Source organism: Arthrobacter sp. yr096, assembly GCF_900108925.1.
In the GTDB taxonomy this organism is placed as follows: domain Bacteria; phylum Actinomycetota; class Actinomycetes; order Actinomycetales; family Micrococcaceae; genus Arthrobacter.
This window is the reverse complement of record NZ_FNYI01000002.1, coordinates 486,192-505,166: the sequence shown is the minus strand read 5'-3', so window position 1 is coordinate 505,166 and position 18,975 is coordinate 486,192. Positions and strand designations below refer to the sequence as shown.

Here is an 18,975-nt window from a genome sequence, read left to right as displayed (position 1 = left end):
AGAACGCTAAGCGGGCACCTTCACTGTGAACGTGGTGCCCCGGCCGGGTTGGCTCTCCAACGTAATGGTGCCGCCGTGGGCTTCAACAATTGCCTTGCTGATGGGCAGCCCAAGCCCGACGCCCGGGATGGTGCTGTTGCGGACGCCGCCCGCGCGGAAGAACTTGGTGAAGGCCTCGGCCTGTTCCTCTTCATTCATGCCCATGCCGGTGTCCGTAACCCGGCAAAAAACAAAATCCTCGTCTTCCCAGGCCGCTACTTCCACGTCGCCACCGTCGGGGGAGTACTTGATCGCGTTGGACACCAGGTTGTCCAGCACCTGGGCGATGCGTGAGGAGTCCACGTGGGCTTCCAAAGCGTCGGGAAGGTCCATGGAAAGCCGGATCCCGGCCTTGGCCGCGCGGGGTTCGGCGGACGTGACGCTGCCGCGCACCAATTCCGCTACGTCCACGGCGTGGGGCTGGATCACGATCTGGCCGGATCTGACGGCCAAGAGATCGGAGACCAGGGTGAGGAGCCTTTCAGCGTTGCGCCTGACGATGTCCAGCTGCTTGCGGGACGATGCCTCCAGTGCCTCAGGATCATCCAGGATCAGTTCCACGTAGCCCAGGATGGAGGTCAGCGGAGTGCGGAACTCGTGGGAAACGTTGGCAACAAAGTCGTCTTTGGCAGCCAGCGCGTTCACCAGGTCCGTGACGTCGCTGAACACCACCACAGAGCCGGCGAACTTTCCGGCATCGTCCATCATGGGGCGGGCGCTTGCGGTGAAGGCACGTTGTTCTTGTCCGGTTCCGAGCCACACCAATTGGTCGGTGAACCGTTCGCCCAGGACGGCGCGACGCACAGGGCGTCGGTCCGCCACCAGCGGTGTTGTCCTGTCCGTGTCGAAGACCAGCAGCTCGGACTCGTTGGGATCGTCATTGTCCGGAGGCGTCGCCAGTATGTGCGTTTGGCGCTGGCGACGATTCATGAGGATGTCGTGCCCGTTGCCGTCCACGGCCACCACGCCCAGCGGCAGGGCTTCCATGACGGTATTAAGCAGACGCTCCTGCTTGGTGCTGGCATCCAGCATTTCCTTGAGGGCCTCGTCCTTTTGCTCCAAGGCACGCTGCTGCCGCACCATGCTCAACGTCAGCACACTGACGGAAACGCCGATCCCCAGGATGAGGATGGGGAAAAGCAGCGGTTTGGTGAGAGCTTGTTCGTTGATGGTGCCCCGGATGAACAGCGGAACCCAGACAATTCCCAGTGGACCCAGGAAGGACAGGACGATCGCGAGCCTGGGGTAGAGACCTGATGCGCATAGCCAGATCACGGGCAGGACCACCAGGACGCTGAGGCCCGTCAGTGCCTCTTGGCCCCCTTCACGTCCGAAGGCAATCGAGACCATGTCCAGTACGGGGATGATGAGGAAGCTGGCAAAGGGCAGCCGGTGCCACGGAACGATGATGCACAGAGCCAGCAGGAATGCCTGGCTGAGCAGGAAAATCAGGAACAACGGATTTTCGAGGGTGGCCGGGAAAAACAGCCACACCAGAATGGCCGAAAGACAGACGCAGACAGACAACGGCAATTGACTCAGGACAACGCGCATTCGCAGGGTATGTTCGTGGAAGGAGCGCTGAAACACCAACAGTTTCTTCTTTTCGCCAATATCCCAGAAAGAGGGGTCGGTCATGACACATCAACCAAGGATGCGGAAGAAAGTCGGTTCATAAGATCAGCCTAACCATAATGGATATACTTCTGAGGTTATCGAAGGGGCTGAGGGGCTGCGATGAGTGAAGTACGTGTGGGGTTGGTCATTGAAGATGACCAGGATATTCGCGAATTGGTGCGTGTGGTTCTATCCCAAGCGGGATTTGATGTGCACGTTGCGTCCACGGGATCTGCAGGTGTGACGTCAGCCCGTGAGCTGAATCCGGATGTCATTACTTTGGACCTCGGCCTGCCCGATATTGACGGTTTTGAGGTGGCACGCCAAATCCGGAAATCCTCGGACGCCTACATCATCATGCTGACGGCACGCGCCGAAGAGCTCGACACCCTCATGGGCCTTGAGGCGGGTGGCGACGATTACCTCACCAAGCCGTTCCGGCCCCGCGAACTGCGCGCCCGGGTTGAGGCCATGATGCGAAGGCCGCGCGCGTCGTCGGACTCCAAGAGCGTTCCGGAAGCTGTAGACCCCGAGGTGAGCCACAACGGTCTGGCCGTCTCTGCAGGGTCCCGCACGGCGGTCCTGAATGGCACGGAGCTGAAGCTGACCCGTACCGAATTCGACCTTTTGCTCGCGCTCCTTGAGACCGGACGGATCGTGCGGACCAAGTCCGATCTCGCCCGGCGCCTGCGCAATGAACCGTACGACGTCGGCAGTTATGTCAGCGACGCGGACGAACGCGCAGTGGAGGTCCACATGGGGAACCTGCGGAAGAAGCTGGGCGACAGCATCCAGGCACCCCGTTGGCTTGAGACGGTCCGCGGCGTCGGATACCGCCTGGCACCCGCCTCAAACAACAACTAGGCAACCGGCAACGGCTCGGCCGCGATCACGGGGTGATCGCGGCCGAGGTTGCCCAGCCCGCCCGCACCCTGCGGTGAGCCCAGGTCCTCGAAGAACTCCACGTTTGCCCTGACGTAGTCTGCCCACTCTTCAGGTACATCGTCCGCGTAGTAGATCGCCTCCACAGGGCACACAGGATCGCAGGCTCCGCAGTCCACGCATTCCGACGGGTGGATGTAGAGCGAGCGCTCGCCCTCGTAGATGCAGTCCACCGGACATTCCTCGATGCACGCCTTATCCTTCACATCCACGCAGGGCTGGGCGATCACGTAGCTCATGGCGCGCTACACACCTGTGTAGACGGTCTTGCCCCACGTGAAGAAGTCCAGGGCGGACCGGCCCTGTTCACGGAAGGTGTTGGTGGAGGAGTCCTTCACCCCGCCGAAAGGCACGTTGAGGTCCAGTCCCGCCGTCGGGCGATTGACCTTCACCACGCCGGCCTGTGCGCGGGCGGCAAAATCCGTAGCGAGGGCCAGCGAGTCCGTGCAGATCCCGGCGGTGAGTCCGTAGCGGGAATCGTTGATGGCAGCGAGGCCGGCTTCGTAGTCGGGCACGTCAAGCACAGCCACAACGGGCCCGAAGATCTCCTCGGTGACCGCTGCATCGTCGAACGGGAGCCCGGTGAGCACGGCGGCGGGGAAGAACAGCGGCCCGGTGGGGTCGCCGTCGTGGCTTCCGTGCAGGAGCGTCGCGCCGCGTTCGACGGCGGTGCGCACCGCGGCCTGGTCCTGCTCGAATTGCTGCCTGCTCACCACGGCGCCCATCCGGGCATCTGCGTCAAGACCGTCTCCAGTGCTGTAGGCAGCGGCCTCTTCCGTGAGGGCCTGGAGGAATGCCGGGCGGATGCCCGGCGTCACGTAGACACGGGACGTCGCCGTGCAGGCTTGCCCGGTCAATCCGAAGGCGCCTGCGGCGACTACTTGGGCAGCTTTACGGGCGTCGGCGTCGTCCAGGACCAGGACGCCGTTCTTGCCCCCCATCTCCAACTGGACGCGGGCCCGGCGGGCATTCAGGATTTCCTGCAGCCCCAGGCCTACGTTGGTGGAACCAGTGAAGGACAGGCCGGCGATACGGGGGTCCCGGGCCAAGGCGTCGCCCACCACGCGGCCCTTGCCGTGGACCACGTTGAACACGCCCGCAGGAAGTCCGGCGTCCTGAAGGGCGCGGGCCAGATGGGTGGCGGACAAGGGGGTGAGCTCGGCGGGCTTGATGACCACGGTGTTGCCGCTGATCAGCGCCGGGGCTGTCTTCCACGCCGGAATGGCGATGGGGAAGTTCCAGGGCGTAATGAGTCCGACGACGCCCAATGCTTCGCGGCGGGTGGTGATGGTGGTGTCCGGCAGGCCACTGGGCAATACTTCGCCGGTAGCGGCCCAGCCAAGGGAGCCAAAGAAGCGCAGAACGTCAGAGGCCCGCTTGACCTCTCCCTTGGCCTCGGCCAGGGTTTTGCCTTCCTCCCGGACCAGGTCCTCGGCGATGGCCGTTTGCCGTTCGATCAGCAGGTTGCCGGCCGCGATGAGGATGGCCCCGCGGGACGGAGCGGGCAGTGCCGCCCACCCGGGTTGCGCGGCCGCTGCGGCGGTGATGGCAGCGTCCACCTCCTGGGCAGTGCCGCTGGGGGAGCGGGCAGCAAGCTCATCCGGACGTGCCGGGTTCATCCGTTGCGTGTCCGCCTCGCCGAGCCACTGACCGTTGATGAGGTGCTGGGCGGTGATGGTGGCGTGTTGTCCGAGCGTGGTTTCCAAGGTTGCTGACGTCATTGTTTTTCCTTCGAAAGGTGGTTGGGCTTAGAGGCTGCGGATCAGGCCGCCGTCGCACCTGAGTGCGACTCCCGTGATGTACGACGCCGGCGCGCTGCACAGGAACGCAGCAGCTGCACCGAACTCGGCGGGTTCTCCGTAGCGGCGGGCAGGGATGGTCTTGCGGGATTCGAGCTGAATGTCTTCCATGGTGGTGCCGCGACGTTTAGCTGCTGCATGGTCCAGCTGGGCTACGCGATCCGTGGCAATCCGGCCCGGGAGGAGCAGGTTGACGGTGACCTCGTCCAAGGCCACTTCGGCGGCGAGGGTCTTGAGGTATCCGGCCAAGGCGGCCCTACCGGTGTTGGAGACCGCCAGGTTGGGCAGCGGCGCCGTGACGCCGCTGGATCCGATGGCCAGGATGCGGCCCCACCGCCGTTCCCGCATCCCCGGGAGGACGTGGGATACCAACGCATGGTGGGGCTTGACCAGGAGATCGAAGGCCGCAGCCATGTCATCGGAGCTCAGTGTCGCCGCGGCACCCGGTTTGGGGCCGGGGCCATTGAGGACCAGGATGTCGATGGCCCCCAGGTCCGCCACTGTCTGTTCGACGGCGGACTCAATGCCTTCGGGGGTGGTGAGGTCTGCTTCAATGGCCACCGCGTCAAACCCGGTGGTCCCCAGTGCGCCGCTTCCGTACGCGGCCTGCAGTTCGGCGACGATCTCCTTGGCACGGTCCCGACGACGGCCCACAATCGCTACCCGCACGCCCTCTGCTGCCAGGGCGCGGGCAACGGCCAAGCCCAGCCCGCCGGTGGAGGCGGCAACCAGGGCAGTCTTTCCTGCGATTCCCAGATTCATCAGAAGCTCCGTACCGGGATCTTGGCGTTTTCCAGGGCAGCAGCGGCCTCGCTAAGGTGCGTGGCCATGCTCGTGCGCAGGTCCTCCGGGAAACCCGCCGCTGGTGCACGGACCCCGGAGTCCTTGATGAGGCCACGTTCACGCAGGCACTCCTTGCGGATGGCAAGTGCCACCTTTGCCTGCTGCTCAAAGTTGATCAAGGGCAGGAACGGCAGCAATTCACGCTGTGCGGCCTCGTAGCCGTCCTCCTGCCAGGCCCGGACACAGGCGATGAGGGCTTCCGGGTAGGAGAAACCGGTCATGGCTCCCGCCGCGCCGGCCACCAATTCATCCAGCAGTCCTTGTCCGCCCAGCCCGCCAAAAACTGAAACCTCGACGGCGGCACTCAACTCCGCGATCGCGACGCTGGTGGGCGGCGCTTCTGCCTTGACGGCTACGACGTACTCGCAGGCGTTGACCACAGAGATCAGGGCCTTGGTGGGGATGCTGACGCCACTTGCCAGCGGATAATCCTGCAGGACAACGTTGGCGCCGGTCGCGCGGTGGATGGCGTCCAAGTGGGCAATCACCGTCTGGGGATTGCCCGAGTTGGCTTGCACCATCACTGCTGCAAGCCGTGTCCCGGCAATTTCCTGGGCGGCGCGGACTTCTTCGATGGCCGGGCGGGTGGCCAAAGCGGTCACTCCCTCTACCAAGGGGAGCGACGTGGACTCCACCACAGTTTCCAGCACCTGGCCGCGCTCCTCTGCGGTCAGGGCGACAGCTTCCCCAAAGACGCCCAGTACCGTGAGCCCGGTGGCGCCAATGGATTCATAGTGCTCCACCAGCTCGGCCAAACTGTCCAGGTCCACATCCAGGGTGCTGCCTTGGAACGGTGTGGCAACAACGCCCCACACGCCAGCCAGCAGAGATTCTCGGTTTTTGGGCGCAGAAGATTGAGTCATGGTTGGTTCCTTTCAGTGCAAACCGCAGGTACGCGGAAACTGATTACTTAGTGCCCGGATTTCCTAGTGACCAGGCCAGACGGGGGGACGCTTCTCCTGGAAAGCAAGGACGCCTTCGGCTGAATCCTCACTGTCCAGCGCAGCCATGAGTGCCGGCAGGCGAAGGCCGCGGGCCTCCTTGGCCGTGAGATGGGCGGTCTGCGTGACCATCTGCTTCACTGCCCGTACCGAGGTGGGGGCGCAGGCAAGGATCTGGTCCACCCAGCGCTGCACGGCGGCATCGAGTTCTTCAGCGGGCACCACCTCGTTGACGAGCCCCATGGACTGCATTTCCGCGGCGCCTGCCTTGCGGGCGGTCAGCAGCATTCCCATGGCCTGCGTGTGCGGGATCCGCCGCACCAACTGGTGGATGCCGCCGTCGAGAGCCAACCGCCCAACGCGAGGCTCCGTCAGGCCGAACTTCGCGGTATCGGCCGCCACCACAATGTCCGCTCCCAGCACCATTTCCAGGCCGCCGCCCAAGGCGTAGCCATTGACCCGGGCGATCACCGGAATGTCCAAGGTGGTCCGAAGGCTCAGGCCTCCGAAACCGTTGGGATCAAGGTTGGCCCAGTATTCCAGGCCGGTCTTGTCCACGGCGGACGCGGACATGTCCGCACCAACGGAGAAGGCCCGGGATCCGGCACCCGTGATGACCACCGCCCGCACGGAGGGATCACCTTCCAGCTGGTCCCAGATCGAGTTGAGCCGGGCCTGGGCGGTGGCATCCACGGCGTTGAGCACGTGCTGGCGGTCGATGACCACTGTTGCCACATGGTTTTCGATGGTGAGGGTAACGGTGTCAACGAGCTCTTCAACCGAGGCGGTCATCGGAGCACCCCCAGCTGCTGAAGGCGTTCAATGGTTTCCTGGTCGAAGCCGTTTTCCAGGAGCACCTCCACGTTGTGCTCGCCCAAACGGGGAGCAGCACGACGGATGGTAGGAGGCGTCGCGGAGAGTCGGATGGGCGCGTTCAGCATGCGGACCGTACCCACTGTGGGATGCTCAGCTTCCACGATCATGCCGTTGGCTTCGGTCTGCGCATCCGCCAGGGCCTGTTCCAAGGTGTGCACCGGGGCGTTGAGCAGTCCCTGTTCCTCGAGCTGGTGGGTCCAATATTCGGTGGAGTTGGTGGCGATGTGCTCGCGGAAGATTGCCTGCAACGCCGGCTTGTTCTTGAACTGCTGCTCCAGGTTGGAGAACTCCGGACGCTGCGTCAGGTCCTCGGTCAGGTCCAGCGCATCAGAGATCCGGGCCAGGGGGTCCGGCGTGAAGCCACCCACCATACACACGGCGCCGTCGGTGGTTTCGAACACACCACTCAGCGGCATGGCACCCCAGTTGACCTCGTAGCCGCGGTTGAGCTGCATGCATGCCTCCTGCATTTGCAGGTGCAACATGGAGTCGTACATGGTCACTTCCACCTTCTGGCCTGCGCCCGAGGATTCCCGGGTGCGCAGCGCCAACAGGATGCCCTGCATGAGGTGCATTCCGGTGATGTAGTCGCACAGCGTGGTGGGGTAGATGGCTGGTTTGGTGTCCTCGGACTCCCTGCGCCACATCACACCGGAGTAGGCCTGCGCGATCGCATCCTGGCCGCCCTTGTGCGAGTACGGACCAACAGGCCCGAATCCGGTGCCTGAGGCCCAGATGATGCCTGGGTTGGTGGCTTTCAGGTCCTCGTAACCAAAGCCCATGCGTTCCATCACGCCGGACCGGAAGTTGCTGACCACTACATCGGCGTCGGCCATTAGACGGTGCAGGACCTCGCGGCCTTCTTCGGTGCGGGTATCCACGGAGACGCTGCGTTTGTTCCGGTTGATGGACAGGAAGATCGGGTTGTCCTGGCCGTCCTGATCCGGGAAGGAGTTGCGCGAAATGTCACCGGCTCCAGGGCGTTCAACCTTGATGATGTCCGCGCCGTAATCACCCAGCAGTTGTGTGCAGGACGGGCCCATGAACACCTGCGTGAAGTCCACGATCTTGATGCCGTCCAGCGGGAGCGGCACTGGCGCGGGCGCTCCGGTGGTGCGTGCCGCCGTCGTGCTTTCCGTCGTTTCGCCTGCCGGCTGGTCCAAGGTCGCGGTATCCAGGGTCACGGTGCTCATGCCGGCACCGCTGCGGTTGCGTCCACGGTGGCGTTCGACGACGGGACGTCGCCCGGGTCTGCACCGTGGCGGCGCATGCCCTGCTGGATATCCAGCGCGGAGACGTCACGGACCAGGAGGTTGTTCTCCACAGCGAGGGCGGCAGCGACGCCGACGGCCTGGCCCATGGCCATGCACGGCGGGATCTCGCGGGACATCTTTTGCGCCTCCGGTGTTGCGGAGTAGTGGCGGCCCGCCACCAGGAGCTGGTCCACTTCCTTGGGCAGGAGCGAGCGGTACGGGTAGTAGTAGTCGCGGCCGCGGGCGACGGTGTCCTCGAAGTGCCTGCGCTGCGTGACGTCGTCCTTGGTCATGACGTACTCGCCCTGCAGGAGGCGGGTCTGGCGGACGCCCATCTGTGAGGCGACGTCCAGCATGTAGCAGTTTTCGAAGCCGGGAAGGTTGGCGCGGACGTAGTCCACGGCCTCGGAAATGCGATCCCGTGCGGCGAACTCGGCGGCAGTCATGTCTGCGGGATCAACACCATCGAAGCCGGACATGTGCGGGGCGTTGCACCAGACCACGCCGTCGATGGGGGTCTTGAGCCACCACAGCTCCCAGGCTCCACCGAGGAGCCGCTTGATCTTGCGGTTGATGGCGCGGGCTTCCTTGGGATTGGCCTGTTCGAAGGCTTCTGCGGCATTGGTGTCCACGTTGCCCAGGCGGAAGACCAGCGTGGTGAGGTAGTTGTCCTTGGCGTAGCTGGCGCCGGCTCGGGATGCGACGTCGATGTCACCGGTGGTGTCGATGACGACGTCGGCCATGAACGCCTGCGGGCCAAGCTTGGTTTCGCAGATGACGCCTTTGATCACGCCGTTGTCCACGATGGGCCGGGAGAACCATGAGTGCAGTCGGAGGTCTACGCCGGCCTCACGGACGAGGTCGTTGGAGACACGCTTCCAGCCATCGGGATCGAACGCCGCGGCGTAGCAGATGGGCTTGGGGTTGGTGTGGGAGTGGAAATCGAAGGTGCCGTAGCGTCCCCACTTGTTCCAGAGTTCCTCGGAGGTCTTGCGGTCATCGGCAGGCGGGACGATTGCCAGGCCCAGCTTCTGCAGGCGTTCCACATACTCGGAGACGATGCCGGTGACAGTGATTTCCTGGCCGTTGATCATGTCATCGAGCACCAGGACCATGCCGCCGGAGGCCAAACCGCCCAAGGATGAGTAGCGCTCCAGGAGCGTCACCTTGGCGCCGGAACGGGCTGCGGTGACGGCAGCGGCCACGCCTGCGGGGCCACCACCAACCACCAGGACATTGGAACGGGAGATGACAGGGGCGGTGAGGTCCGCCGTCGTGGTGCTGAGTTCAAGGGACGTGCTGAGTTCCAGGGAGTTCATGGGGGAGTCCTTACTTTCCGACGAAGATGCCGTTGGAGCGGCGGGCTGCGAGGTAGAAGACGATGCTGAGGATGGAGAGTGCGGCCACGTAGACCGGGAAGACCCAGCTGATGTTCAGGGATTGGAACCAGACCAGCAGGTAGGAGGCGGTGCCGCCGAAAAGTGCGACTCCGATGCCATAGCCCAGGGCTACCCCGGTGCCGCGGATGTTCTTGGGCATCAGGGACGAGCTGACCACGTTGTAGAGCGTCATGTTCAGGACCAGCACAATGGAGCCGCCCAACAGGACTGCTGCGAATCCGCCGATGCCTGGCTGGACGTACATCAGCATGAGGAACACTGATGGGATGGCCAGGATGCGGGTCACCAGGAACCACTTGGACATCGCCTTGCCGTCGGCCAGTTTGCCGATGATCCAGCTGCCCACCACCAGGATGACGCCCAGGATGGTGGTGAGGGCGAAGACTGCGGTGGGATCTTCCTTGAACCCGCTGCGTGCTGCGCTGGGGAGGCCGACGTTCCAGGCGTAGTTGTAGGCCTGTGCTGCGCCCACCACGAAGATGATGGCCAGGACGGAGAGCCAATGCTTCCGGACTCCGGACCACACAGCCCGGGGAGTGTTGGTGGCCATTTCCTCGGCCTTGAGGGTTTCCGGCAGTGAACGGCGGAGGTAGAGGACCACGAAGCCGAACAGGGCGCCGATGATGAACGGTACGCGCCAGCCCCACTCGGCCATCACTGCACCGCCCAGGACCAGGCTGCACAGGAAGCTGATGAGCGACGCCAACAGGATGCCGATGTTCACGTAGAAAGACATGATGCCGGCGACGTAGCCCTCGCGGCCTTCCGGAGCGAGTTCCACGGCGTGCGAGGTGGAAAGTGGAGCCTCGATGCCCGTGGAAATACCCTGCAGGACGCGGCAGATGAGCAGGATGATGCCTGCCGCCGGGCCGATCGTTTCATAGCTGGGGGTGATGGCGATGATCAGGGTGGTGCCGGCCATCAACATGATGGAGAGCAGCATGACCCGGCGGCGTCCGATGCGGTCCGCCAGGGTTCCGAGGAGGATGCCGCCCAAGGGGCGGAAGGCGAATCCGACGGCGAACACGGCCAGCGCATTCAATGTTGCGGACAGGGGATCGGTGTTGGGAAAGAAGCTCGGCCCGATGAAGGCTGACAGGAGGCCAAAGACCATCCAGTCGTACCATTCCAAGGCGTTGCCGAGCCCCAGGCCCAGGAGGCCTTTGCGGACTTCGGGCGTGAACTTGGCGTTTTTGCCGGCGTTGCTGGGGGATGAGTGGGTGGTGCTGGGGGACGGGACAACGTTGTCCGTCGCTTGGGTGTCGAGCATGGATTTGTCCTTACGCTGACGCCCCGGAGGGCGTGGGAGGGTATGACGCAGGAACGCCTGTTGGAGGAGGCGTTTGATGCGAAAGTGGCAAGGAGTGTCTGCGGCCACGGTTCGTGTCCGGACAGTTAAGGGAAAACGCTGGCGCCGTGTGGGGGCGGCAGGGTTACCACGCGTGTGGTGCGTTGACCCAGATGGCTACGCATACCTCTTCGTAGCTGTTCTTGTACCAGTGGGGGATCTCTGAGGAGTAGGTGATGGAGTCGCCCTCTTCGAGGCTGTAGCAGACGCCGTTCAAAAAGACGTCCTTACGGCCGGAGATGATGTAGCAGAACTCTTCACCGCTGTGGGTAAAAGGGGTGTCGCTGGTGTCGTGCCCTGGGGGCGTACTGATCCACTGCGCTTCGATGCTTCCGTCGCGGTTCGGGGTGAGCAGCTCGTGCACTGCTTCGCCCACGGATTCGCGGGTGACGTTCTTAAGGTTGCGTCGTTCGGACCTGCGGACCACGGGCGATTTGGATTCGTCCTGGCCGATGAAGAATCTCCCCACCGGGATATCCAGGCCGTGGGCCAGCTGAGCCAGCGTGGTGAAGGATGGGTTGGCCATGCCGCGTTCGATCTGGCTGACGATCGCCTGGCTGAGCCCGGTGATGTCCGAGAGTTGGGCCAAGGTCATGCCTTTTGCCTTGCGCATGGTGCGCACCTTGTTTCCAACAGTTGCCAGCAGTTCGCTGGTGGCTGGTGGAGCAGGAGTCTCGGTGGTCATTGCCGCATCCTTCGTTGGTGAGCTAACTCACACAACTATAGTGAAGTTCTTTAGCGAGTCAATGATTTTTCTTCACTAAGGTGAAGAATTTTACAGAATCGGTGATTCAAGCTCGGAAATGGTCCCAAAAACGAACTGTTCGATCTCCACGATCTGGGGCCTCAGCTCATCGAGGTGATCCGCGTTGGGCAAGAGGCGGATGCTGATCTCCAGCTCCGTTGCCAGACGGTTCATGCAGATGGCCCCCACCATGTGGCTTGACGTCTTGAGGCTGAGAACCGCGTCCATGGCGTCCTCCATGTCAAGGTTCTCCACCGCGCGGTGGAGCCGGGAGACCCGCCACGGGAGCAGTGCTACATAGTTCCGGACGAAGGCGCAGATGATGGCGCGGTCTCCGCCAAGTTCGGCCTGGAGGTCAGTGAGGACGGTGCGGTCCACCAGGGAGTCTGTGCACTCGTCATACTCGGACACCAGACTCCTCCCGCCTCCAAACAATAGATTCACGATTCAACAGTAGGACCCGTGGAACGGCCCAAGCGCCAGAAATCCAAAGCTTGATCCAATCTTGAGCGGACTCAGAGGGAGTCTTGATTGGTGGCCCCGAAAGTGGGGAGAAGCAGATGAAAGATCACGGATCTGGGGGATTCCAGGCTTGAATCAAGGAACGGTAAACAGCATGAACAGTAGTGTGCGCCCCTCTCCGGGCCTCATGGTCATCATCGTCTTTTGCATGACCGTTCTGCTGGGAATCGGTGGGACGGCGGCATTCGCTTTGTGGGAACAGAGCTCCCACGGCGCAGGTGCCGGTCAGACGGTCGAGTCCGCCCCGTCCGCCACCTCCGCGCCGTAGGCCGAGCCGGATTCGAGGAACGCCGTAAGCCTCGCCTCAAGAACCGGCCGGTCCTTCAGTTCGCACTCCCACACCGTCAGGACCTCCCAACCGGCAGCCTCCAGCTGGTACCGCTGCACCGCATCGCGTTCGCGGGTGCGGCTCCGCTTGGCCTCCCAGAACTCCGCGTTGGCCGCGGGAGCGTGCCGGCCAACTTTGCAGTCATGGAAGTGCCAGAAACAGCCGTTGACGAAAATGACCTTGTGCCTGCCCGCGAACACCAGGTCCGGGCGGCCCGGCAGTTTCACTGCCCCTGACTGTCCGTGCAACCGGTACCGGTAGCCTTTCGCGTGCAGGAGTTTGCGGACCAGCAGCTCAGGTTTGGTGTCCTTTCCGCGGATTTTTGACATATTGCGGCTGCGTTGCTCCTGCGTCAGAAGGTCCCGGCTTTCGCCCATGAATCCAGCCTACCCAGGGAGTTTTTGTACAGATACCGCCCTTATGATGCGTTTTTTGGGGCGGTATCTGTACAAAAACTTGTCAGGCCGTGGCGGGAACACTCCGCAGTCCATGCCAAGGGTGTGACCTGCACCTTCATGCGTCGGCGGCACTGCGGGCAGAAGCGCGGCGGCTCCATCGCCAGGTGCTGTTGGCAGCTTTGGTGAGCGTCCGACGTCGGGCCCTCACCGCTGGTGGCGAAAGCGCCGCCGCAGTGACCGCAGAACTGCTGTGACACCGCAGCGCTCACAGCGACTTCTGGAATTCCTTGATGGGCATGTTCAGTTCCACCAGGAGGTTGAGGTCAGCGTTGGCGGGTCGGCCCAACGTGGTGAGGTAGTTGCCCACCATGACGGCGTTGATGCCACCGAGGAGACCCTCGCGGGTACCGAGGTCGCCGAGGGTCAGTTCACGGCCGCCGGCGTACCGGAGGACGGTGCGCGGCATGGCGAGCCGGAACGCGGCGATGGCGCGGAGGGCGTCCTTGCCGTCCATGATTCCTTGGTTTTCCAAGGGCGTGCCGGGGCGGGGGTTGAGGAAGTTCAGCGGGACCTCGTGCGGTTCCAGGGCAGCGAGTTGTGCGGCCAGCTCTGCTCGTTGCGCCAGTGATTCGCCCATTCCGATCAGGGCACCGCAGCATAGTTCCATGCCGGCGGCCTTGACCATGGCGCAGGTATCCAGGCGCTCTTCGTAGCTGTGGGTGGTCACTACCTCGGGGAAGTAGCTGCGCGCCGTTTCCAGGTTGTGGTTGTACCGGTGCACGCCCCATTCGGCCAGCTGGTCCACTTGGCGTTGCGTGAGCATGCCGAGCGAACAGGCGATGTTGATGTCCACTTCTTCATTAATGCGGTCGATCGCGAATTTGATCTGGTTCATGAGTTTGATGTCGGGGCCACGCACGGCTGCGACGATGCAGAACTCGGTGGCTCCGGTGGCAGCGGTTTCCTTGGCCGCCTTAACGAGTTCGGGGATGTCCAGCCAGACGCCACGAACGGGGGAGTCGAACAGGCCGGACTGGCTGCAGAAATGGCAGTCTTCGGGGCAACCGCCGGTCTTGATGGAGATGATGCCTTCCACCTCAACGTCCTCACCGCAGTGCTCCAGGCGGACTTCATGGGCCAGCTGCAGTGCTGCGGGGATGGCGTCGTCGGGGAGCTCAAGGACCTGGACGAGTTGTGCCTCGTTCAGTCCCTCTCCGCGTCCGAGGACTTGCTCTCTGGCAGTGTCCAGGATGGCGTAGGCAGATGTTTCCCGGGTTCCCCGGTGTGCTTGGGTGCTCATGTCCTTGACGGTATAGGCGCAGGTGGAGGGCGATTTTGTGGGGTGCGCACAAACTGCCGTGCTGGATTTTGGTGCTGGCTGCGCGGGGCGGCTGATTCAGAAGTTACAGCTGTGAAACATGGACGTGACTGAATTGACGCGTCGCGTTACTAGCGTCGTGGGCGAGGCACCCTCCCCGGACGAAAGCGACCACGAATGAGTGAGAACAAGACGAGTACCGCAACACTGGAGCCGACGACGGCGGCAAGCACCGCCGTCGGGACCGGCTCCGTTTCAGCGGCGCAAGGCAACGCCGATGCAATGAGTGCGGCGAAGGAGAGCCTGGAGGACTACACGCTCCGGTTCGCACCGCGCTCCTACCGCAAGTGGAGCGCCGGCGTGGTGGCCACCAGCGCCCTGGGTGGCATTGCCTACCTGGCCGACTTCTCCATTGGCGCCAACATCGGCATCGCGTACGGAACGGTGAACGCGATCTTTGGCATCATCGTGGCCGCAGTGATCATCTTCGCCACCGGCTTCCCCTTGGCTTATTACGCAGCCCGCTACAACATTGATTTGGACCTGATCACGCGTGGCTCGGGCTTTGGCTACTACGGCTCAGTGGTCACCAACATCATCTTCGCCACGTTCACGTTCATCTTCTTTGCCCTCGAAGGTTCCATCATGGCCCAGGGGCTGCAGCTGGGCCTGGGCATTCCGCAGTGGATCGGCTATGCCGTGTCCACCATCATCATCATTCCGCTGGTGATCTATGGAATGAAGACGCTCGCTACTTTGCAGGTGTGGACCACGCCCCTGTGGCTGCTGCTCATGGTGGTTCCGGTGGGATACCTTCTCCTGTCCCACCCCGAAAGCATTGATGCCTTCTTCGCCTTCACGGGTGCATCCGGCGAGGGTGGCCCCAACCTGGCCTCCGTGATGCTGGCCGCCGGCGTCTGCCTGTCCCTCATGGCGCAGATTGCCGAGCAGATCGACTACCTTCGCTTCATGCCGCCCAAGACCGCCGAAAACAAGGGTGCCTGGTGGCGTGCAGTAATCCTCGCCGGCCCCGGCTGGGTCATCTTCGGTGCCATCAAGCAGATCATCGGCCTGTTCATTGCGATCTACCTCATTGCCAAGCTCGACCCCGCAGCTGCTGCATCAGCGAATGAGCCGGTCCACCAGTTCCTGGGTGTTTACGAAGAAATGATGCCCGCGTGGCTTGCGATGACCTTGGCTGTGGTGCTGGTGGTCATTTCGCAGATCAAGATCAACGTCACCAACGCCTACTCCGGCTCGCTGGCCTGGACCAACTCCTTCACCCGCATCACCAAGAGCTACCCGGGCCGCATGGTGTTCGTGGTGGTGAACCTGGTGATCGCGCTGGTCCTCATGGAGTCCAACATGTTCGAGTTCCTGAACACCATTCTGGGCTTCTACGCCAACTGCGCCATGGCCTGGGTTGTCACAGTGGCCTCGGACATCGCCATCAACAAGTACCTGCTGAAGATCTCGCCCAAAGTTCCGGAGTTCCGGCGCGGGATGCTCTACGCCGTGAACCCGGTGGGCTTTGTGTCCATGCTGGTCTCTGCAGGAGTTTCCATCGCGGTATTCTTCGGCGCGTTTGGTTCCGGTGTCCAGCCGTTTTCGCCGATCTTCGCTGTGGGTCTGGCCTTGGTGCTGCCGCCGGTGTTGGCTTTGGCCACCAAGGGCCGTTACTACCTCCGGCGTACCGACGACGGCATCGACCTTCCGATGTTCGACGCCGACGGCAACCCCAGCGACGCCAAGCTCCTCTGCCACGTCACCGGACTTGAGTTCGAACGCCCGGACATGCTCCGTTCAGGTCAGGACGGGCCCGACGGCGAACCCCAGTACATCTCGTCCCTCGCCTTGTCCACGGATAAGTCCGGCGAGCTGGTGCTCCCGGCCCAAAAGTAGCCCCCCGACCCAATTGCGTCGCAGAGAGTTCGCGACGGCTTCATCTGACACCTGCTTGGGTTGACGCAAACGCCCCGGCCTCCCATCAGGGGAGCCGGGGCGTTGTGCTGTGTGGTTAATGCTGTGTGGTTAGTGCTGTGGGGCTTACTTATCGAACGCATCCTTCGCGGCGTCCTTGACGTTCTCGCCCGCCTGCTTGGTCTTGGCAGCCGCCTGATCAGCGACGCCTTCTGCCTGCAGTTTCTCGTTATTGGTGGCGTCTCCCAAGGCTTCCTTCGCCTTGCCGGTGACTTCCTGGGCCTTGTTGCTGATCTTGTCGCCGAGTCCCATGTGATCTCCTTCGATGTAATCCAACACTGACAATTGCTAGGCTATCGAGCAATTCTGGGTACTTCCTGAACGTCGGCCGTGCACTCGTTCCCGGCAAAAGTGAGCACGCTTAGACTGTGCGCATGGTTCAGGACGCTGGGCGCGAAGATGCCGAACAATCCACCGAGCTCGATGAAGACGTCGCCATGTCCTTGGTGAACAGTGCGATCACCAGCGCCGGGGAGTCCGAGGAGCCTGCTGACCCCAGCGGTGCTGCTGACTTCAACGACGAGAACCAGGATCCACGCACCACATACCCGTCCGGTGAGTCCAAGCAGCAGTCCCGGGACTACCCGGGATGGACGGACGCCATGAATCCCCGCCCGGATCACGGCGAGCAAAGCTACGTGGGGCACAACCGCATGCTGGGCAGGCGGGCCCTGATTACCGGCGGGGACAGCGGGATAGGAAAAGCTGTGGCCATTGCCTTCGCCCGTGAGGGTGCTGACGTCGCCTTCACCTATCTGCCTGAAGAGGAACAGGATGCCGAGAATACGGTCGCGTTGATCCAGGATGCCGGCAGCAGGGCGCTGGCCTTTCCCGGCGACCTGCAAGATGAGGAATTCTGCCAGGAAATCATCGCCCAGACCGTCGCCGAGTTCGGGGGGCTCAACGTTCTGGTCAATAACGCCGGTTTCCACATGACCACCACCAGGGGTATCGAAGACCTTGATCCGGAACAGTTCGACCGGACTTTCAAGACCAACGTTTACGCTCTGTTCTGGCTCACCAAAGCTGCGCTTCCGTACCTGCGGGCCGGTGCTGCGATCATCAACACGTCGTCCATCCAGGGCTACCACCCCAGCCCGAGGCTGATCGACTACGCAGCAAGCAACGCGGCCATCAACAGCATGACATTTTCGCTGGCAGAATCACTGGGCCCGCAAGGAATAAGGGTCAATGCAGTGGCGCCCGGCCCAGTGTGGACGCCGTTGCAGCCACCCACCCAGCCCGCAGAAGAAATCCGGACGTTCGGGCAGGACACTCCGTTGGGCCGAGCCGGTCAACCTGCCGAACTCGCTGCCACCTACGTACTGCTGGCCAGTGAAGATTCCAGCTACATCTCCGGCTCGGTCATTGGCGTAACCGGCGGCAAGCATCTGGCCTGACGCGCTGTGGAGTGAGGTCAGGGCTTGAGCACAACCTTGATGCAGCCATCCTGCTTCTTCTGGAACTTCTCATAGAGGGCGGGAGCCTCATCAAGGGATCCGGTATGGGTGACCAGATGCATGACTCCCAGCGGATCGGCGTCGTCCTCTACCAAGGGGAGCAGCTGGTCAGTCCAGCTGCGCACATTGCATTGCCCCATTCGTAGCTGGATTTGCTTGTCGAACATGGTCATGAGGGGCATGGGATCGGCCTGGCCGCCGTACACGCCGCTCAGGGAGATGGTCCCGCCGCGCCGCACCAGAGCCACGGCCGTGTGCAGCGCGGCAAGCCGATCGACGCTCATGGTTTCCATGGCTGCTTGGGCCGGCTTGTCGGGAAGCAGCGATACCGCTTTGTGGAGGAAGGACGCCACCGGGGAACCGTGAGCTTCCATGCCCACTGCATCCACTACGGAGTCCGGACCCCTGCCCAGGGTGTCCTCACGGATCTGCTCGGCCACATGGGAGCTGTAGTCCATTGTCTCCACTCCGCGCGTTTCAGCCATGGCCCTGCGCTCCGGGACTGGGTCCACTCCGATCACCCGGAATCCCTTGTGGATGCCGATCCTTGCGGCGAACTGGCCGACGGGGCCGAGCCCGAGTACCGCCAAAGTGCCGCCTTCAGGAACGTTGGCGTACTCCACCGCCTGCCAAGCCGTTGGCAGGATATCGGAGAGGAACAGGTACCTTTCGTCCGGGGAATCAGAATCGATTTTGATCGGGCCGTAATCGGCGAACGGAACGCGCAAGTACTGGGCCTGCCCGCCGGGAACGGATCCATAAAGCTCCGAGTAGCCAAACAGCGCCGCCCCGGAGCCCTTGGCCGTGACCTGGGTGGTTTCGCATTGCGACTGCAGGCCCTGGTTGCACATGAAGCAGTGGCCGCAGGAGATGTTGAACGGGATCACCACACGGTCGCCCTTTTTCAGGCGATGGACTTCCGAGCCCACTTCCTCCACGATCCCCATGGGTTCATGGCCGATGATGTCGCCCTTGTGCATATACGGGCCCAGCACCTCGTAGAGGTGAAGGTCTGAACCACAGATTGCGGTAGAGGTAATCCGGACTATCACGTCCGTAGGTTCCTGGATGGTGGGGTCAGGGACGTCATTGACACTGAGCGAGCGGCGGCCTTGCCATGTCACGGCTTTCATGGTGTTCTCCCTGCATTACGGCTGGGGTTTGTC

General features: G+C 62.8%; 19 protein-coding genes. 4 read left to right on the top strand and 15 right to left on the bottom strand.

Annotation, left to right across the window (positions count from 1 at the left end; genetic code table 11):
* Nucleotides 1-6: 6 nt before the first annotated feature.
* Nucleotides 7-1,677: a sensor histidine kinase gene (locus BMY91_RS07080; protein ID WP_090820307.1), complete on the bottom strand. Its 1,671-nt coding sequence runs from the start codon at nucleotides 1,675-1,677 to the stop codon at nucleotides 7-9.
* A gap of 99 nt (nucleotides 1,678-1,776) precedes the next feature.
* On the opposite strand from BMY91_RS07080, the gene BMY91_RS07075 reads away from it, so the two are divergent.
* On the top strand, nucleotides 1,777-2,520 hold the full coding sequence (locus BMY91_RS07075; RefSeq protein WP_090820305.1) for a response regulator transcription factor: 744 nt from the start codon (nucleotides 1,777-1,779) through the stop codon (nucleotides 2,518-2,520).
* On the opposite strand, the gene fdxA is transcribed toward BMY91_RS07075, so the two are convergent.
* The 10 genes from fdxA to BMY91_RS07025 form a co-directional block, all read right to left on the bottom strand.
* On the bottom strand, nucleotides 2,517-2,837 hold the full coding sequence (gene fdxA / locus BMY91_RS07070) for a ferredoxin (RefSeq protein WP_090820303.1): 321 nt from the start codon (nucleotides 2,835-2,837) through the stop codon (nucleotides 2,517-2,519). The two genes, BMY91_RS07075 and fdxA, sit on opposite strands and share 4 nt — an antisense overlap.
* Nucleotides 2,838-2,843: 6 nt before the next feature.
* Nucleotides 2,844-4,319, bottom strand: a complete 1,476-nt coding sequence (locus BMY91_RS07065; RefSeq protein WP_090820301.1) for an aldehyde dehydrogenase family protein — start codon at nucleotides 4,317-4,319, stop codon at nucleotides 2,844-2,846.
* Between the two features lie 27 nt (nucleotides 4,320-4,346).
* Nucleotides 4,347-5,159 (bottom strand): SDR family oxidoreductase, encoded by an 813-nt coding sequence (locus BMY91_RS07060; RefSeq protein ID WP_090820299.1) that lies wholly within the window; start codon nucleotides 5,157-5,159, stop codon nucleotides 4,347-4,349.
* Entirely contained in the window at nucleotides 5,159-6,103 is a 945-nt protein-coding gene (locus BMY91_RS07055) for a dihydrodipicolinate synthase family protein (RefSeq protein ID WP_090820297.1), read from the bottom strand. The genes BMY91_RS07060 and BMY91_RS07055 overlap by 1 nt, the downstream gene beginning before the upstream one ends.
* A 63-nt stretch (nucleotides 6,104-6,166) precedes the next feature.
* Entirely contained in the window at nucleotides 6,167-6,973 is an 807-nt protein-coding gene (locus BMY91_RS07050; protein ID WP_090820295.1) for an enoyl-CoA hydratase-related protein, read from the bottom strand.
* Nucleotides 6,970-8,250 carry a CaiB/BaiF CoA transferase family protein gene (locus BMY91_RS07045; RefSeq protein ID WP_090820293.1) on the bottom strand — a complete coding sequence of 427 codons (1,281 nt, stop codon included), beginning with the start codon at nucleotides 8,248-8,250 and terminating at the stop codon, nucleotides 6,970-6,972. Before BMY91_RS07045 ends, BMY91_RS07050 begins: the two co-directional genes overlap by 4 nt.
* The gene (locus tag BMY91_RS07040) at nucleotides 8,247-9,629 is read right to left on the bottom strand and encodes an FAD-dependent oxidoreductase (RefSeq protein WP_090820291.1); all 1,383 of its coding nucleotides are present in this window, start codon (nucleotides 9,627-9,629) and stop codon (nucleotides 8,247-8,249) included. Before BMY91_RS07040 ends, BMY91_RS07045 begins: the two co-directional genes overlap by 4 nt.
* A 10-nt stretch (nucleotides 9,630-9,639) precedes the next feature.
* Nucleotides 9,640-10,980, bottom strand: coding sequence for an MFS transporter (locus BMY91_RS07035; RefSeq protein ID WP_090820287.1), 1,341 nt, complete (start codon nucleotides 10,978-10,980; stop codon nucleotides 9,640-9,642).
* Nucleotides 10,981-11,143: 163 nt separating this feature from the next.
* The gene (locus tag BMY91_RS07030; protein ID WP_090820286.1) at nucleotides 11,144-11,743 is read right to left on the bottom strand and encodes a helix-turn-helix domain-containing protein; all 600 of its coding nucleotides are present in this window, start codon (nucleotides 11,741-11,743) and stop codon (nucleotides 11,144-11,146) included.
* A 90-nt stretch (nucleotides 11,744-11,833) separates the two neighbouring features.
* Nucleotides 11,834-12,214, bottom strand: coding sequence for an Hpt domain-containing protein (locus BMY91_RS07025; RefSeq protein ID WP_090820284.1), 381 nt, complete (start codon nucleotides 12,212-12,214; stop codon nucleotides 11,834-11,836).
* A 205-nt stretch (nucleotides 12,215-12,419) separates the two neighbouring features.
* Here BMY91_RS07025 and BMY91_RS23095 point away from each other — a divergent pair, with 205 nt between their 5' ends.
* Entirely contained in the window at nucleotides 12,420-12,593 is a 174-nt protein-coding gene (locus BMY91_RS23095) for a hypothetical protein (protein ID WP_177179863.1), read from the top strand.
* Here BMY91_RS23095 and BMY91_RS07020 read toward each other — a convergent pair.
* Entirely contained in the window at nucleotides 12,551-13,030 is a 480-nt protein-coding gene (locus tag BMY91_RS07020; RefSeq protein ID WP_090820282.1) for a very short patch repair endonuclease, read from the bottom strand. The two genes, BMY91_RS23095 and BMY91_RS07020, sit on opposite strands and share 43 nt — an antisense overlap.
* 286 nt (nucleotides 13,031-13,316) lie before the next feature.
* Nucleotides 13,317-14,351 (bottom strand): biotin synthase BioB, encoded by a 1,035-nt coding sequence (bioB, locus tag BMY91_RS07010; protein ID WP_090820280.1) that lies wholly within the window; start codon nucleotides 14,349-14,351, stop codon nucleotides 13,317-13,319.
* Between the two features lie 195 nt (nucleotides 14,352-14,546).
* Here bioB and BMY91_RS07005 point away from each other — a divergent pair, with 195 nt between their 5' ends.
* On the top strand, nucleotides 14,547-16,271 hold the full coding sequence (locus BMY91_RS07005) for a purine-cytosine permease family protein (RefSeq protein ID WP_090820278.1): 1,725 nt from the start codon (nucleotides 14,547-14,549) through the stop codon (nucleotides 16,269-16,271).
* A 144-nt stretch (nucleotides 16,272-16,415) separates the two neighbouring features.
* Here BMY91_RS07005 and BMY91_RS07000 read toward each other — a convergent pair whose 3' ends face one another.
* The gene (locus tag BMY91_RS07000) at nucleotides 16,416-16,601 is read right to left on the bottom strand and encodes a CsbD family protein (protein WP_018777112.1); all 186 of its coding nucleotides are present in this window, start codon (nucleotides 16,599-16,601) and stop codon (nucleotides 16,416-16,418) included.
* A gap of 122 nt (nucleotides 16,602-16,723) precedes the next feature.
* Here BMY91_RS07000 and BMY91_RS06995 point away from each other — a divergent pair, with 122 nt between their 5' ends.
* Entirely contained in the window at nucleotides 16,724-17,749 is a 1,026-nt protein-coding gene (locus tag BMY91_RS06995) for an SDR family oxidoreductase (protein ID WP_090820276.1), read from the top strand.
* Nucleotides 17,750-17,766: 17 nt separating this feature from the next.
* Here BMY91_RS06995 and BMY91_RS06990 read toward each other — a convergent pair whose 3' ends face one another.
* Nucleotides 17,767-18,942 carry a zinc-dependent alcohol dehydrogenase gene (locus tag BMY91_RS06990; RefSeq protein ID WP_090820274.1) on the bottom strand — a complete coding sequence of 392 codons (1,176 nt, stop codon included), beginning with the start codon at nucleotides 18,940-18,942 and terminating at the stop codon, nucleotides 17,767-17,769.
* Between the last annotated feature and the right edge of the window lie 33 nt (nucleotides 18,943-18,975).

What these genes read in the sequence shown, in the direction of transcription:
- BMY91_RS06990 (WP_090820274.1), bottom strand. Translation starts at nt 18,942, where the DNA reads ATGAAAGCCGTGACATGGCAAGGCCGCCGCTCGCTCAGTGTCAATGAC.
- BMY91_RS23095 (WP_177179863.1), top strand. Translation starts at nt 12,420, where the DNA reads ATGAACAGTAGTGTGCGCCCCTCTCCGGGCCTCATGGTCATCATCGTC.
- BMY91_RS07060 (WP_090820299.1), bottom strand. Translation starts at nt 5,159, where the DNA reads ATGAATCTGGGAATCGCAGGAAAGACTGCCCTGGTTGCCGCCTCCACC.
- BMY91_RS07005 (WP_090820278.1), top strand. Translation starts at nt 14,547, where the DNA reads ATGAGTGAGAACAAGACGAGTACCGCAACACTGGAGCCGACGACGGCG.
- fdxA (WP_090820303.1), bottom strand. Translation starts at nt 2,837, where the DNA reads ATGAGCTACGTGATCGCCCAGCCCTGCGTGGATGTGAAGGATAAGGCG.
- BMY91_RS07065 (WP_090820301.1), bottom strand. Translation starts at nt 4,319, where the DNA reads ATGACGTCAGCAACCTTGGAAACCACGCTCGGACAACACGCCACCATC.
- BMY91_RS07075 (WP_090820305.1), top strand. Translation starts at nt 1,777, where the DNA reads ATGAGTGAAGTACGTGTGGGGTTGGTCATTGAAGATGACCAGGATATT.
- BMY91_RS06995 (WP_090820276.1), top strand. Translation starts at nt 16,724, where the DNA reads ATGGTTCAGGACGCTGGGCGCGAAGATGCCGAACAATCCACCGAGCTC.
- BMY91_RS07030 (WP_090820286.1), bottom strand. Translation starts at nt 11,743, where the DNA reads ATGACCACCGAGACTCCTGCTCCACCAGCCACCAGCGAACTGCTGGCA.
- BMY91_RS07050 (WP_090820295.1), bottom strand. Translation starts at nt 6,973, where the DNA reads ATGACCGCCTCGGTTGAAGAGCTCGTTGACACCGTTACCCTCACCATC.
- BMY91_RS07000 (WP_018777112.1), bottom strand. Translation starts at nt 16,601, where the DNA reads ATGGGACTCGGCGACAAGATCAGCAACAAGGCCCAGGAAGTCACCGGC.
- BMY91_RS07035 (WP_090820287.1), bottom strand. Translation starts at nt 10,980, where the DNA reads ATGCTCGACACCCAAGCGACGGACAACGTTGTCCCGTCCCCCAGCACC.
- BMY91_RS07040 (WP_090820291.1), bottom strand. Translation starts at nt 9,629, where the DNA reads ATGAACTCCCTGGAACTCAGCACGTCCCTTGAACTCAGCACCACGACG.
- bioB (WP_090820280.1), bottom strand. Translation starts at nt 14,351, where the DNA reads ATGAGCACCCAAGCACACCGGGGAACCCGGGAAACATCTGCCTACGCC.
- BMY91_RS07055 (WP_090820297.1), bottom strand. Translation starts at nt 6,103, where the DNA reads ATGACTCAATCTTCTGCGCCCAAAAACCGAGAATCTCTGCTGGCTGGC.
- BMY91_RS07045 (WP_090820293.1), bottom strand. Translation starts at nt 8,250, where the DNA reads ATGAGCACCGTGACCCTGGATACCGCGACCTTGGACCAGCCGGCAGGC.
- BMY91_RS07020 (WP_090820282.1), bottom strand. Translation starts at nt 13,030, where the DNA reads ATGGGCGAAAGCCGGGACCTTCTGACGCAGGAGCAACGCAGCCGCAAT.
- BMY91_RS07080 (WP_090820307.1), bottom strand. Translation starts at nt 1,677, where the DNA reads ATGACCGACCCCTCTTTCTGGGATATTGGCGAAAAGAAGAAACTGTTG.